Origin of the sequence: Francisella sp. XLW-1 (genome assembly GCF_008711455.1) — a bacterium.
Lineage (GTDB): Bacteria > Pseudomonadota > Gammaproteobacteria > Francisellales > Francisellaceae > Francisella > Francisella salimarina.
Genome location: NZ_VXKP01000005.1, coordinates 84,773 through 100,303, shown reverse-complemented (window position 1 = coordinate 100,303; position 15,531 = coordinate 84,773). Strand labels below are relative to the sequence as shown.

Below are 15,531 nucleotides of genomic sequence, written 5' to 3'. Positions count from 1 at the left end.
AAGATATAAATACTTTTAGTTATAAAATGGTAATCTGGTAGTGTATATTTATACAAAATTTATTTTTAAAGTAACGATAGAGAACCATGAAAAAACATTTTACTCAACCAATGATCCTAGGCGTGCTATTAGTAGCATTTCTTGCTAGCATAGCTTATTTTATAGCGAAAATTCCTGCAATTGAAGACCTTGGAATTAGCCCACTAATTATAGGGATTGTACTAGGTATGGCCCTAACTCACACACCTGCAAGTAAGATTATTCACAAATGGAAGGAAGGTATTGTATTTAGTGCAAAAAAAATCCTTAGATTTGCAATAGTCTTTTATGGTTTTAACCTAACTTTTCAATTAATTGCTTCTGTTGGTTTAGCGGGTCTTTCAGTATCAATAATTATGTTGGTTTCAACTTTGGTTATAGGTATTGTGCTAGGTACTAAGATATTTGGATTAGATAGAGATAGCTCTATTCTAGTAGCTGCCGGTAGTGCTGTATGTGGTGCTGCTGCTGTATTAGCTACTGAAGGGACTTTAAAATCAGAACCATATAAAGCTGCTATGGCTGTAGGTACAGTTGTATTATTCGGCACTACAGCAATGTTCTTATACCCTATTCTAATGAAAGCTGGTCTTTTAGGTCATATGACTGATGCTCAGTATGGTATTTTTGCTGGTGGTTCAATACATGAAGTAGCTCAAGTAGTAGCTGCCGGTAGTGCTGTAAGTGCTCATGCTGAAGAAGTTGCCGTAACGGTTAAAATGATTCGTGTAATGATGTTAGCCCCTATGCTAATCGTGATAGGTATATGGATAGCTAAGTCTGCGGCAACTGTGAGTGGAGTTAGTGGTTCAAAACCTGAAAAAGGATCAATCAAGAAAATCATTCCTTGGTTTGCTATTGGTTTTATAATAGTTGCAGGATTCAACTCTTTAGACTTACTACCAGTAACAGCAGTTAGTAGTATAAGAGTAGCTGACCAGTTTTTATTAGCTATGGCGATGACTGCTTTAGGACTTGAAACTCATGTATCTAAATTTATCCAAGCTGGAATAAAACCTTTAGTATTAGCGTTAATATTATTCGCATGGTTATTTTTCGGCGGCATAGCAATCACTTATGGTATTACTAGTATAATATAGCCTCTTATTTGACCAAAGCTATCCTATTTTGAAGCTAAATAATGTATCATATCTAAAAATAATAATCTGATAATTTTCACAAACAATGAAACCTATTCTTAATGCTGTAACAACTATTGCTAGAAAAGCAGGTAAAATTATTCTACAAGCTCAAAATGATCCTAGTACTATCCAAATTTCTCAAAAGTCTGATAATACAACAGTCTCAAATATTGATGTGGCCGTAGAAAATTTTATCATCGATAATATCAAAAAATCTGGATTTAATGACTATTTCATAACTGAAGAAAGTGGTGAGTTTGGTAATAAAGACAGCCGCTTCACATGGATTATAGATCCTATTGATGGTACTAATAACTTTGTCCATGGTTTACCACACTGCTGTATCTCAATAGCTGCTAAAAAAGATGGAGATATTGTCTTAGGTGTTATTTATAATCCATTCTTAGATTTAATGTTTTGTGCTTATAAAGGACAAGGCGCTCTACTTAATGGCAAGAAAATTAGAGTTGCACAAAGTCAAGACTTGGAGAAGGCTTTGATTTCAGCATCTCTAAAATATTCACGTAGAATATTCAAAGATACTTATGTTGCTGAACTTATCAAACTTCAACAAGTGATTTCTGGCTATAGATATTCTGGAAGTATAGCTATGGACATGGCTTACTTAGCGGCTGGTTATATCGATGGATTATGGGCTTGTGGTAGTGTCAAAATATGGGATTTAGCAGCTGGATATATAATCATGAAAGAAGCTGGTGCTATAGTTACTGATATTCATGGTACTAGCAATCTTGAATCTGGTCTAATCGTAGCAGGTAATAAAAAAGTCCAACCTAAGCTTATCAAAATTTTAGCAAAACATATCAAATAATGAATACCCGTGCTATTGCAGCTAAGTCAATTTTAGATATCATTGATAACAAATACTCTCTGTTAACTATAGAACATAAGCTTATTGAACATAATTTATCAGATAAAGATAAATCGTTCGTAAAACTATTATGTTATGAATTCTTTAGAAATTATTATTCTTTAGAGAATGTAGCTAGTTTATATTTAGCTGAAAAAACTAAGCTAAAAGCTAAGATACTAATAATGCTTGGTATCCTACAGATTTTTGAGATCAATCAACCTCATTATGCTAGCATTAATGAAACCGTAGCAGCTTGTAGAAATTTAAAGATACTATGGGCAAAAAAACTTGTTAATGGCGTACTAAGACAACTAGTTCGTGATTTAGAGGATATAACGCCGAATTACACAGAGCATAAAAACCATGATCTTGGGCCATGGCTTAATAATATACTTAAAGAACAATACCCTATTGATTATCAAAAAATTGCTAAAGCTGTAAACTCAAAAGCAGATATGTTTGTTCGCCTGAACGAAGCAAAAGAGCCTCAATATGTTATTGATTATTTTGATAAAAACAATATTAGCTATTCAAAAACTGAGCTAAAGAACTGCATCAAATTAGATAAAGCGATTGATGTTAGAAATAATACTCTTTTTCAACAAGGTTATTTTACTGTTCAGGATATATCTGCTCAGTATATGGGTCATATCATTAATCCACAATCTAATGATATTATACTGGATGCTTGTGCTGCTCCTGGTGGCAAAACAACTCATATCCTAGAATTAGCTCCACAAGCTAAAATTACAGCTATAGATATTATTGATAAACGTTTAGAATTACTTAAAGAAAATATAACAAGAATAGCCAAAAATAATCATGTAAATGTAATCAAGCATGATCTGACACAACCTCTAGCGGAACAGTATAACAAAATTATCCTAGATGCCCCATGTTCTGCTCTTGGCACACTTAAGAGAAATCCTGACATCAAAGTATTAAGAAAGCCTCAGGATATAAAATCTATACAAATACTCCAAGCTCAAATACTTGATAATCTATGGTGTAATAATCTACTGACTGGTGGCTATCTGCTATATATTACATGCTCAATATTACAACAAGAAAATCAGTTACAAATAAAGAATTTCTTATCAAAACATCAAGATGCTGAGATTGTAGAAATTAAAATTCTAGAAAATTATAAAACTGATTATGGTTATCAGATATTACCTACAGAAGATAAGGGTGATGGATTTTATTATTGTTTGATTAAGAAGATTTCTTCTTAGCTGCAATTCTCTCAGCTCCTTCCTTTGGAGATATAGATAATTTTAGTCTATTCAGTTTATATCTATTATCAAAGAAAATATCATCTATTCTATCATCAATAATAAATCCTAATGCTGTATAAAATGCTAGAGAGTGCATATCAGAACAATAGACATAAGCAGTATCTATATCATGATTCTCAAATAAGTACTTAACCATTGCTTCACCAAGACCTTTACCAAAAAAACTTGGTAGTACAGGAGAAAATAGTAACTCCTTATCTCTGATGCATGCAAAACCGACGTTTTCATCATCTACAACTTGAACAAAACACTTGGTTTCTGGTGTATTTAAATATTTTTCTTCTAAAATTTCTACTTCTTTATTTATCTCACTTGTTGTAAGAAATTGACAAGTTGTAGATATGCATTCTTTCCATATATATAGCATATCTTTGAAGTCTTTAGATGTCGCTTTTCTTATTTTCATAGTAATCCTTAGGCTATTTTATAAGTGATTCAATAAAAAGTATCTCACAACCTAACTTGTATATCAAAATATAAAGTTACGCTGTTATTAAATACTACCTAAAAAAAATCGATGAGTAAACTTTTTATCTAATGATAAATTATTAGGATGTGAACCAGGTTCTCCTTGAGGGACTTTTAAACCATGCTCACCATAAAAATCTATCCAATATTTCGATACTTCAATATCGTTAAGTGCTATATAGTTAAGGGTATGCTGAGCAAAGTATTTATCCCCACACACACTGTTAAAAGCTAAATGAATTAACTCTGAACAATAGAGTTTGTCTTTTATATTCGGTAAAAATAAATCATTATAAGCAAAGCCAATAAATTCACTAGCATTATTAACTACTTCTTGTAAAAACTCCTCTCTCTCAGATACGCGAGCTACTAGAGTTTTTTTATTTGAGTATTTAGATAATTTAGCTTGTATAACTCCTGCAACTGGAATAGCTTCTATAATATTTCCATTGCCTATATATAAAGCACAATGATAGTAACTATAACCACCAAATCCTTTAGATAAACTAGAAATATTTTTCTCAGCGTCATCTACTATGAAAACTACATCACCCATTTTTAAGTTATTAATCTTCATAACAAATTTTGCAAATCTTCTTCAAAAATAACCTCAACACCTAAATCTTGAGCTTTGGTAAGCTTACTTCCTGCATTATCACCACAAATAACCATATCAGTTTTTTTAGAGACACTTGAGGTAACTTTTGCACCCATTGATTTAAGAAGTTGTGTCAATTCTGTACGGTTATAGTTTTCAAAAGTTCCTGTAATAACAATAGTTTTATTTGTAAAACTCTCATTATGCGCTTGCTCAATTTTTTCTGGATTTTGGATACTAATAGAATTACCTAATAGTTCATCAACAATTTGTGCATTTAGGGAATCTTGCCAAAATGAAACAATATTTTTAGCAATAATTTCACCAATATCATTAATCTCTATTAATTGCTCAAATTTAGCTTCACGGAAGCTTTCTAAATTACCAAAATGATTGGCTAAAGCTTCTGATGACACCTCACCAACATCTTTAATCCCTATTGCAAAAATAAATCTTGCTAAACTTGGCTCTTTACTTTTTGTGATAGAATCTAAAACATTTTGCGATGATTTAGTACCCATTCTTTCTAAGCCTGTCAATTGCTCAAAATTGAGCTTATAAATATCCGCTGGGTACTTGATCAAATCTGCAGCAACAAGTTGCTCAATTAGTTTAGCTCCAAGCTTATCAATATCCATTGCTTTACGAGAGACAAAGTGCTTCAAACGCTCAGTAGTTTGAGCCTGACAATGCCACCCTCCTGTACAACGATATATAGCCTGATCGTTGATATTCTCAATTGCTGAATCACAAACTGGACAATTTGTTGGCATCTCAACCATCTGTGCATCAGGCTTACGGTATTGTGGTAAGCTTTTGACTACTTCTGGAATTACATCCCCTGCCCTACGTACAATGACTCTATCACCGACTCGGATATCTTTGCGTTTAATTTCATTGATATTATGCAAAGTTGCATTTGAAACTATTACACCACCAACCGCAACTGGCTTAAGTCTTGCAACTGGGGTAATTGCTCCTGTTCTACCAACTTGGAATTCTACATTTAGAACTTCTGACTCTACCTCTTCAGCTGGAAACTTATATGCTATAGCCCATTTAGGCCCTCTAGCAGTGTAGCCAATAGTATCCTGTAATTTAATGTTATTAACTTTAAAAACTAAACCATCAATATCATAAGCTAAATCAGCACGCTGATGACTCATCTTATGGTGATACCTCTCAACTTCTGAGAAGTTTTTTGCCAAAAACATATTGTCACTGATAGTAAAGCCGAAACTCTGTAATAGGTTCATAAGCTCAAATTGAGTTTCAGGATGTACAAAGTCTTTAGAAAAGTAGCCAATACCATAGCTATAAAGCTTAAGTGGTCGCTTTGCTACAACTTTTGAGTCAAGCATACGAATACTTCCAGCTGCTGCATTACGCGGATTTGCAAAAGTTTTATTCTCATGCGTTTGCATATACTCATTAAGAGATAAAAAACTTTGCTTATCTAAGATAATCTCACCACGAACCTCTAGTTCTTCTGGAGGACTTGAAGTATTTAGTTTAAGTGGGACATTGCGGATTGTTTTGACATTTTCGGATACTTTTTCACCCTGAATACCATCACCACGCGTAACTGCATAATCAAACTTACCATTTTTATAAAAGATACTAATAGCCAAGCCATCCATTTTAGGTTCACATTCAAGCTCAATGTCATACTCTATCTTGTCATAAAAATCACGCAATTCCTCTAGACTAAAAACATTTGCCAGAGATGTCATTTTCTTCTTATGCTTGATAGTCTCAAATCCTGCTAAAACATCACCTCCAACACGATCTAATACTGAGTTTAATGGTTTAAGCTCCGGATTATTATCAACTAAATCTTGTAATAATCGGAATAACTTATCGTAGTCTGAGTCAGTAATAACTGGCTTATCTATAGTATGATACAAATAGCTTTGTTCGCCTAGATACTCTGCAAGATCATCAATATATGATTTTAATTGTGCTTTAGTTAAAGTTTTATAGTCTGTAGAAATAAAATCACTCGGAGTCATTACAAGAAAAGTTTATCATAATTTTTTATAGTGATTATTTTATACTAATTTAGTAGCTTTTGCATAAGAGAAAGAACTCTATATTTGTGAGCTTTCTTATTTAATTTACTTAGGTAAATATAATAATGCTATCAAAAGATTGTATGATTTTTTGCAATATGTTATAAATCTGCATTACAAAAATAAGACTGTATACGATTTTGTAACGGTACTTATGATTTGTAAACAATATTGACCTTTTAAAAAGGCAATAATCACAGTTTTAGTTTAATTAAAAAATGGACTTGATTTATGCAACAGGTACCTAGATATGTCATTGTCGGCAACGGCAATGTAGCAGCACATATGTGCTATTATTTTAAATGCTTAAAACTAGATTTCAGACAATGGTCTCGAAATGAATCGTTAGATCAGCTTGATAAATTATTAGATAATGCAACTCATGTTTTAGTCTTAATCAAAGACTCTGAGATACAAAATTTTGTAGATAAATATCTCACAAATAGATCAAAAAGGCTAATAGTGATTCATTTCTCTGGTCTTTTGGATATCGAAAATGCTTATTCAGCACATCCTTTACAAAGCTTCCCCGATAAGAACTTATACTCTTTAGATGAGTACAAATCGATTGCATTTGTAACTTGTGATAGAGATATTGCATTTAGTGCGCTTTTACCTAAGCTACCTAACGCTAATTTTTGTATCGATAAAAGTCAAAAAGCGTATTATCACGCAATGTGTGTTTTAGCTAATAATGTAAGCACATTAATCTGGCAAAAATTCTATACTGAAATGCAAAATCGCTTTGGTATAAATCAAGAGTATCTAACACCATTTTTAGAAACCACTTTTAAAAATATCAAACACAATCATCATGCCCTATCAGGACCTATAGCTAGAGGGGATAAACTTACGCTACAAAAGGATCTCAATGCTTTAATTGATGATGATTTCTATGATGTTTTTAGAGCCATTGTTAATCAATTTTCAAACAAGGAGAAAAGATGAAATGAAATCAGTTTTAGGCTTCAAAAAAGCTAAAGCGAATCGAGAAAAAATCTCGATGGTAACTTGCTATGACTATACTTTAGCTAAAATCATAAGCTCAACAGATATAGATTGTATACTCGTTGGAGATAGTGGTGGTATGGTATTACTGGGTAAAAAAAATACTACCTATACAACTCTAGCTGATATACAGTTCATGACTCAAGCGGTAGCTAATGGTGCTACAGATAAATTCATAATCGCTGATTTGCCATTTATGAGTTATCGTCAATCATTAGAAACAACAATGCAGGCTGTAACAACCTTGATACAGTCAGGAGCTCATGCGGTTAAGCTTGAAGGTAGTTCAGGAAATTTAGATATTATCAAACATATCGTAGATTCTGGTGTTCCAGTAATGGGTCATATTGGTATGACTCCTCAATTTATAAATAGTTTTGGTGGTTTTAAAGTTCAAGGTAAAACTGAAGAAGCTGCTAAGCATTTACTAGAAGAAGCTAAGCTTCTTGAGCAAGCAGGATGTTTTGGGATAGTTCTAGAATGTATACCAACAAATATTGCTAAAAATATTACACAAAATTTAGATATCCCAACAATAGGTATTGGAGCTGGTAGTGATACTGATGGTCAGATTTTGGTTCTCCAAGATATGCTAGGTATGAATACTGACTTTCAACCAAAATTTGTCAAGAAATATATAAGCGCATCTGAGATATTTTCCGAGGCTATAAATACGTATGTTAAAGAGACGAAAGCTAATATTTTTCCAACTAAGGAGTATAGCTATGATTATTGCTAAAAATATTGAGCAATTTAATTTGCTAAGAGAAAGTTTCACTAAAGATCAAAAAATAGGCTTTGTCCCAACAATGGGTGCGTTACATAGTGGTCATATAAGCCTAATCAAAAAAGCTAAGTCAGAAAATGATGTGGCTATTGTCAGTATATTTGTAAATCCAACTCAATTTAATAATCCAAATGATTATCAAACATATCCAAACCAACTACAGCAAGATATACAAATATTAGAACCTCTTGATGTCGATATATTATTTAACCCTAGTGAAAAAGATATCTATCCCAATGGTAACCTATTGAGAATACAACCTGAGCTTGAAATTGCTAATATCCTAGAAGGTAAAGCTAGGCCTGGACATTTCAGTGGTATGCTAACTGTAGTACTAAAGCTATTACAAATCACTAAGCCTGATAATCTCTACTTAGGCGAAAAAGACTATCAACAAGTTATGCTAATCAAACAACTTGTTAAAGATTTTTTTATCAAAACAAAGGTTATAGTTTGCTCAACACAAAGAGAAGCAACAGGGCTTCCTCTTAGCTCTAGAAATAAAAATCTAACATCTGCTGACATGGAAATTGCTAATAAGGTATACGAAATACTTAGACAAGATAATTTCTCAGACTTAGAAGAACTAACTCATAAGATTAATTCTACTGGTGCAACAACAGAATACATTCAAAAAATTAATAACAGAATATTTTTGGCACTTTACATTGGTAAAGTACGTTTAATTGACAACTTCCTAAAGGAGACAGGACCATTATGTTAATTTCAGTTTTAAAATCAAAAATCTCATACGCTACTGTAACTGGCAAAGATTTATTTTATGTAGGTAGTATCACTATCGATAGTGAGATAATGAAACAAGCAAATATTATTGAAAATGAGAAAGTACAAGTAGTAAACTTAAACAACGGTGAGCGTCTTGAAACTTATGTAATCAAGGGCGAGCCAAATAGTAAAACTATCGCACTAAACGGTCCTGCTGCTAGAAGATGTGAAATAGGTGATCAACTGTTTATAATTAGTTATGCACAAATTGATCCTACTAGAGAAAATATAAAACCTAAGCTTGTTGATCTAAAAACTGGAGAATAATAAATGATAGTATGCATAGATATTGGTAACTCACATATTTTTGGTGGAGTATTTGTAGGAGATCAAATTAAGCACAACTTTCGCTACCCTTCTACTACTCCGTGTACCTCCGATACGCTAGGCATATTTCTGTTATCATTCTTTGAGAGAAAAAAACTTGATATTGAAGATATTGAAGCAGTTGTACTTTCATCTGTTGTTCCTCATTTAGAGTATTCTGTTAATTCTGCTTGTAAAAAATATCTAGGGATTACACCTATTGAGTTAAAACCTGGCATAAAAACAGGATTAAAACTTGATATCAAAAACCCTCTAGATTTAGGTGCAGATCGTGTTGCAAACTCAGTTGCAGCTATCTCTAACTTTCCATCTAAGAACATTATCATTGTTGATTTTGGTACTGCAACAACTATATGCGCTATCAAACAAAATAAATCTTATATAGGCGGTGCAATTCTACCTGGAATTAATCTATCAATGGATAGCCTATCGCAAAAAACTGCAAAACTATCAAATGTAACTATATCAAAACCTAGCTCTGCTTTAGGTAAGACAACTATATCTCAAATTCAATCTGGTCTTATATATGGTCAATTAGGAGCCATAAAAGAGATAATTAGTAGAATCTCTCAAGAGAATTTCTCAGATAAACCGCCCGTGCTAATCGCAACTGGAGGGTATGCTCACTTATTTGAGAAAGAACAATACTTTGATGTAATTATCTCAGATTTATTACTTCATGGACTTAGAATAATATGGCAAATGAATAAGTAATTTCTAAGTTATTAAGTGCTCAAGCTAACCAATTCGCTAATATTTGAATTTCTCTTAATATCTTTCTGAGCAATATCTCTTAAGCTACTTTGTTCAGAAATAATCGTTAATAGATGTTTCGCTCTGGTAATAGCTGTATACAAAAGTTGCTTACTTAGCGCTTCATTATTTTCTGCTGGAAGAATAATCACAATTTCATCAAACTCTGAACCTTGCGTCTTATGAATTGTCATGGCATAAACACTTTCATATTTTGGTAGCATATTTAGACTAAAAGCCGTAGCATCTTTACCATCAAAATATGCTCGAAGCTTACCAGTATCATCTGGCCAGATAATCCCTACATCTCCATTGAATAATCCCAATGAATAGCTATTTTGAGTTATCATAATTGGTTTACCCTTATAGCTAGAATCTATAGGTTTAGACATAAATTTCTCAATTTTCTGATTTAACTTATCTGTACCAATTTCTAAATTTTTATTAGCGACAAGTATTCTAAATTTATTTAGCTCGGTAAGAGCCTCTTTGTAGTCACGGCACTTTTCAAGCTGTGAATATCTCTTTGCATAATCTCTTAAATAAGTATCTAAATTCCTTATGCTATGAAAATTAATATTCTCATTTTGATGACTATCAATATTAATATCACCTTTTAGAACTGAGGCTGCAAGATTATTTATATATTGTTGTGAACGATAGTTTTTGATAAGTAATGTTGTATATGGCGTAATATCGCCATCTCTGTGGTGTGTAAAGTTTGCCAAAAGACTACCAGCCTCAACTGATGGTAACTGATTAGTATCACCTATCAAAATTAGCTTAGTATTATCAGCTACTGCTCTAATCAACTTAATAAAAATATTCATATCAAGCATCGAAGCTTCATCAACAATAATCACATCGTATGGTGCTTTTGACTGCTCGTTATATTTAACATAAGTAGAGTTTGGTCTTAAGCCTAAAAATCTATGTATAGTTTGAGCTTCTAGATTAGATAATCCTAAGTAACTATCATTGTCTACCCTTTTACTTAATACACTATTTAAGGATTCCGTCATTCTCTGGGCAGCCTTACCTGTTGGTGCTAAAAGAGCTATTCTTTGCTGATTTTGATTACTCATTTGTATAGCAAGCAAAAGCTTTGCGACTGTAGTTGTCTTACCTGTACCAGGTCCACCTGAGATAATACTAAAATTATAATTTAGACTTTTGATAACTGCTTGCTTTTGCAAGTCTATCTCATCAGTAGGTTCAAATAGCTTATCTACAACTTCTTCAATATAGTTATCTTGTTGAGTATTTTGGATTGTTCTTGATTTTATAAACTTTGCTATTTCAACCTCATAATTCCACAATCTTTTGATATATAAGGAATCATACTCTTTAGCAAAATATATAGGTAATTTATCATAATCTAAAGACTCTAAAATACTTACAATTTCATCAAAACTTGGCATTTTAAAGCCTACTTTAGCATCGCTTTGATTAGTTTGCTCTGAAGCAAAAATAGTTTTATTTGATATATCGGCTATCTTCAAACAGCTATGACCATGGCTATATACATGCATAAGCTTTATCAAAATATGGAAAAATGCATTTTCACTATATTTTAGAGATTCCGGATCAAGTCCGGAATGACAATTGTTTTTTGAGCTTTTAGGTAAGTTTTTAGCCAAATCAAACACTTCTTTAGCAAAGAAAAAATCTATAGCTCTAATATCTGCTAATTGCTCACAAGCTTGATGGAAAGTTTTATACATGATAGTCATCCCCATTAAATAGATTAGCAATTTTGTTAATAATCTCTAAAGTTGGTCTAGCTCGATAAACCCCACAACCATCTTTCATACCTCTAAGATAGAAATAATATACTCCACCAAAATGCTTTTCATAATTATAATTTTCAATGTTTTGTCGCAGGTACTTATTCAAGGCAACGCTATATATTAGATATTGTAAATCATAAAAGCTACTTTGATTTTTCTCACTCATAGCAGCTTGATTATAATCTTCTAATTTATCACCTAGATAATTTGACTTATAATCTGCCACATAAAATTTGCCATCATATTCAAAAATCAAATCAATAAAACCATGATGCATACCAAAAATCTTTTGACTAGCAAACTCATCATAATCAATACTTTGATTACGATATTCTTCTAAAATTTTGATAATATTTTTCTTATATAGTTTTTCATTTGTTATAGGAAAATAAAACTCCGCTTCTTTTAAGGTTTTTGTATTTGGAATATCTTTTAAACAAAAGCCTTTATCCTTGATATCAAACAAACCATATTGAATATCATTAGAACTAAAATCTGCAGTTTCTATAGAAGGTATAGACGCGACTAAACACTCTTCTAACCATACTTTAAGCTTATCAAAATCTTCTGCAGCAACTACTTTGTATCTATCCATTTGCTCTTTTAAAAGATTTTCATCTATCTTGCCTAGGCTAAAATCCGTACGCTCTAAAACATTATGCAAAATATTACCAATATCTGCTCCTTTGGGAGCTGTAAATCTAAACTCTAATTCCTGCTGAGATTTTTGAGCACTATCATCTTCTGACTCATCGTTTTCTTTTTCTAATGCAGTATTTTGAACTTTTGACTTGGATATTTTTGAGAAAGACAGCATCTCCCAATTATCATTTGCTAACTTGTTAATATCATTTGCTTTGAGGTTTTGTAAAGCATCATGGTCAAATTGGTCATTTGTAATTAAATTCTCACTTTCATAACAATGACTTGTAGCTACATCTATAAGCGAACTTTGATTATCATGTTTTGCTGTTATATTTTGGATTTTCTCTAACCAATCATCATCTTTTTGATAATCTAAGAATCTTGCTAGCGGACTTCTAAATGAAATATCGGATTTTTTATCTTGATATTTTGCAACTCCAATATAGCATCTATGCTCTGCACGTGTAACAGCCACATAAAATAGGCGCATTAATTCCTCTATAACTTCATTTTCTATTTGTGGTTTTATACTGTCATCTTTACCAATTTTATAGACTGTCTGTTTAATATTTTTATCATAGTATTTAGAGAAATCACTCGCCTCAAATTTCTTTTTGCTTACATAACTTGCAAATGGTATAAATACAACTGAGTACTCAAGCCCTTTTGAACCGTGAATTGTAATTATCTTAATTAGATTATCATCACTCTCTAATCTAAGTTCACCCTCACTTGTAGCTGTACTATTTAGCTGTTGGCGATACCATTTGATTAGCTGATTTGGGTGTTTATATTTATTCTCAGCCACTTTTATCAGCTCGGCTAAATGGAGAATATTTGTGATAACACGTTCTTTTGAATCCGATCTTTGAGTGAAATTCTGATGTATAATTTGCATAATAAATGCCATAAAACCATATTTATGCCATTGTTGTCTTAGAGATTTTGCTTTTTCTATCTCTTCATCCCATGCTGAGACATCATTTTCATCAATATAACTAATAAATTTATCAGCTCTACCACCAAGTAAACTAGTTGATAACGCTCTTTTTAGCATAGACTTATTTTCAAGATCGTTTATACCCTCCATAAGATCTAATATCTCCGTAGCCTCTTGGCTATGATAGACATTATCGCGCTGACTTAGATATACCGAGCTCAATTTCTTAGCTTGTAGAGCTTTTTGAATAACCTTTGCTTGCTTACCATTCTCTACCAAAATTGCGATATCACTTTCTACAACTTTTTTAGAGTTTAATAGCCTGACAATCTCATTAGCAGTCCATGCTGATAAATTATTATCAATATCACTTTTGTTATCATCTTCAGCCACTTGATAATAGAAATAATTTATTGGTTTAAGGTTATCATCAAAGTCTTTTGCTTTCTTATCAGCATTTGGTGATGCTTTGACAAGCTGATAGCCAATACCATCACTAAAGATATTAGCTCCAATTTGACCCTCCTCTTCTGGCTGATAATCTTGTTTATAAAAAAGTCTATTATAAGCCTTTATCATCTCACTAGTTGAACGCCAGTTAGTATCCATGCTCCACTGATTGTCATTAGAGCAACTATCTTTAGCCTTTAGATATGTGAAGATATCACCACCCCTAAAACCATAGATTGCCTGCTTTGGATCGCCTATCATTAGGAGCAGAAGATTGCTATCGTTCTGATCAGAGCTACTGTCATACTCGCGTAGGCGGGTATCTTTTAAATTTAATCCATTCGTAAGAAGATTCCCACCTTCGTGGGAATGACTACTATTCTTCAAAGGGTATATAGTATCCAAAATCTCATACTGCTCAGCATCGGTATCTTGAAACTCATCGATAAGAGCAACTGGATATTGATGTTGCAAAGTCTTGACTAAATCTGGTGACTTTTTGACACTATGACAAAGTTTAGTAATTAAATCATCGAAGTCTAAAACACCTTTTTGCTCTTTTGCTTTTATAAAATCTTGACGTATTTTTAGGCAAGCTTGTTTGATAAATTGGGCTGCATTTGCTTTCTTTATTTCTTCCTGTAAGTCTCTTAATTCTTTAATGCCAGTAAATATAGGCTTTACCCTAGCTCCTTTAATCTTATTACCATTTGTGATTATAGATATATTATCTGGAAATGGATCTTCATTATATAATCTCAACCATTCTAAAACTCTATGATACTCATCTACTCTCTTGCCCTGTGGCTCACCTTTTCCTAATTTAGATAAGAAATCATCTACGATATCATGATTATTTAAAAATAACTCCAGCTGTTGCTTTTTAAGTATTTTAAATTCATCTAAGCTTATAGCTTGCTTTGTTAATAGTTCATAACTAGACCTAACAACATTCCTTAGCTTATCCAAAAACTTGTCTGGAGTATGTAGCTTATAAGCCTCCAAATATTCAAAGTTTGTTTTGTTTTTATTGATATGTCTTCTAAAAAAATCCTCTACTACTTTTTGCAAAATATCTGAAGTATCGACCTCCATAGAGACATCCATCTCGATACCACTAGCAAATGCTTGCTCACTTAGGACTTTTTTACAAAACCCATGAATAGTAAATATAGCTGCTTCATCTATCTCAAGTAATGCTCGTTTTAGATGCTTATAATTTTCATCACCTTTTTGAATCAGAATATCTCGTCCTTTTATAGAAACTTTGACCTCTTTCCCTTCAGAAATATCCTCTAATACATCTCTAATCTTAGCTTCCACTCTACCGATAATCTCTTGGGTAGCATCTTTGGTAAAGGTCATTACAAGGATATCTTTGGGTAATAATCTATTTCCTAACCTCTGCTCAAGAAGTAAACGAATGTATAACTCTGTAATATTAAAAGTCTTACCAGTACCAGCACTAGCCTCGATAATATGGCGACCTTGTAAGGTTATTGTGTTTGCATCTAGATTAGTCATATTAACCAATTATAATTTTCAAAAAAGTCT

13 protein-coding genes are annotated in these 15,531 nt (G+C 32.4%); 8 read left to right on the top strand and 5 right to left on the bottom strand.

Features of this window, described 5'->3' with window-relative positions; all coding sequences use genetic code 11:
- The first annotated feature begins 86 nt into the window (after positions 1–86).
- From F3D59_RS08735 to rsmB, 3 genes are all read left to right on the top strand, one after another.
- Positions 87–1,139 carry a YeiH family protein gene (locus F3D59_RS08735; protein WP_150464574.1) on the top strand — a complete coding sequence of 351 codons (1,053 nt, stop codon included), beginning with the start codon at positions 87–89 and terminating at the stop codon, positions 1,137–1,139.
- Between the two features lie 85 nt (positions 1,140–1,224).
- Positions 1,225–2,013 carry an inositol monophosphatase family protein gene (locus F3D59_RS08730; RefSeq protein WP_013922744.1) on the top strand — a complete coding sequence of 263 codons (789 nt, stop codon included), beginning with the start codon at positions 1,225–1,227 and terminating at the stop codon, positions 2,011–2,013.
- Positions 2,013–3,290, top strand: a complete 1,278-nt coding sequence (gene rsmB, locus F3D59_RS08725; protein ID WP_150464573.1) for a 16S rRNA (cytosine(967)-C(5))-methyltransferase RsmB — start codon at positions 2,013–2,015, stop codon at positions 3,288–3,290. Before F3D59_RS08730 ends, rsmB begins: the two co-directional genes overlap by 1 nt.
- On the opposite strand, the gene F3D59_RS08720 is transcribed toward rsmB, so the two are convergent.
- The 3 genes from F3D59_RS08720 to ligA form a co-directional block, all read right to left on the bottom strand.
- Positions 3,271–3,759 carry a GNAT family N-acetyltransferase gene (locus F3D59_RS08720; protein WP_149368569.1) on the bottom strand — a complete coding sequence of 163 codons (489 nt, stop codon included), beginning with the start codon at positions 3,757–3,759 and terminating at the stop codon, positions 3,271–3,273. The two genes, rsmB and F3D59_RS08720, sit on opposite strands and share 20 nt — an antisense overlap.
- 87 nt (positions 3,760–3,846) lie before the next feature.
- Positions 3,847–4,398, bottom strand: coding sequence for a YiiX/YebB-like N1pC/P60 family cysteine hydrolase (locus tag F3D59_RS08715; RefSeq protein WP_150464572.1), 552 nt, complete (start codon positions 4,396–4,398; stop codon positions 3,847–3,849).
- Positions 4,395–6,431 (bottom strand): NAD-dependent DNA ligase LigA, encoded by a 2,037-nt coding sequence (ligA, locus tag F3D59_RS08710; RefSeq protein ID WP_150464571.1) that lies wholly within the window; start codon positions 6,429–6,431, stop codon positions 4,395–4,397. Before ligA ends, F3D59_RS08715 begins: the two co-directional genes overlap by 4 nt.
- Before the next feature lie 291 nt (positions 6,432–6,722).
- Between ligA and panG the strand changes: the two genes are divergently transcribed.
- Genes panG through F3D59_RS08685 form a run of 5 tightly spaced genes read left to right on the top strand, consistent with a single transcriptional unit; the run spans position 6,723 to position 10,113 of the window.
- Positions 6,723–7,439 (top strand): 2-dehydropantoate 2-reductase PanG, encoded by a 717-nt coding sequence (panG, locus tag F3D59_RS08705; protein WP_150464570.1) that lies wholly within the window; start codon positions 6,723–6,725, stop codon positions 7,437–7,439.
- Position 7,440: 1 nt separating this feature from the next.
- Positions 7,441–8,238, top strand: a complete 798-nt coding sequence (gene panB, locus F3D59_RS08700) for a 3-methyl-2-oxobutanoate hydroxymethyltransferase (protein ID WP_150464569.1) — start codon at positions 7,441–7,443, stop codon at positions 8,236–8,238.
- Positions 8,225–9,010: a pantoate--beta-alanine ligase gene (gene panC / locus F3D59_RS08695; protein ID WP_150464568.1), complete on the top strand. Its 786-nt coding sequence runs from the start codon at positions 8,225–8,227 to the stop codon at positions 9,008–9,010. Before panB ends, panC begins: the two co-directional genes overlap by 14 nt.
- Positions 9,004–9,339, top strand: coding sequence for an aspartate 1-decarboxylase (gene panD, locus F3D59_RS08690; protein ID WP_012280696.1), 336 nt, complete (start codon positions 9,004–9,006; stop codon positions 9,337–9,339). Before panC ends, panD begins: the two co-directional genes overlap by 7 nt.
- Positions 9,340–9,342: 3 nt before the next feature.
- Positions 9,343–10,113: a type III pantothenate kinase gene (locus F3D59_RS08685; protein ID WP_150464567.1), complete on the top strand. Its 771-nt coding sequence runs from the start codon at positions 9,343–9,345 to the stop codon at positions 10,111–10,113.
- 11 nt (positions 10,114–10,124) lie between these two features.
- Here the strand turns inward: F3D59_RS08685 and recD are convergent, their stop codons facing one another.
- The gene (gene recD / locus F3D59_RS08680; RefSeq protein WP_150464566.1) at positions 10,125–11,876 is read right to left on the bottom strand and encodes an exodeoxyribonuclease V subunit alpha; all 1,752 of its coding nucleotides are present in this window, start codon (positions 11,874–11,876) and stop codon (positions 10,125–10,127) included.
- Entirely contained in the window at positions 11,869–15,501 is a 3,633-nt protein-coding gene (recB, locus tag F3D59_RS08675) for an exodeoxyribonuclease V subunit beta (protein ID WP_150464565.1), read from the bottom strand. Before recB ends, recD begins: the two co-directional genes overlap by 8 nt.
- Positions 15,502–15,531: the final 30 nt, after the last annotated feature.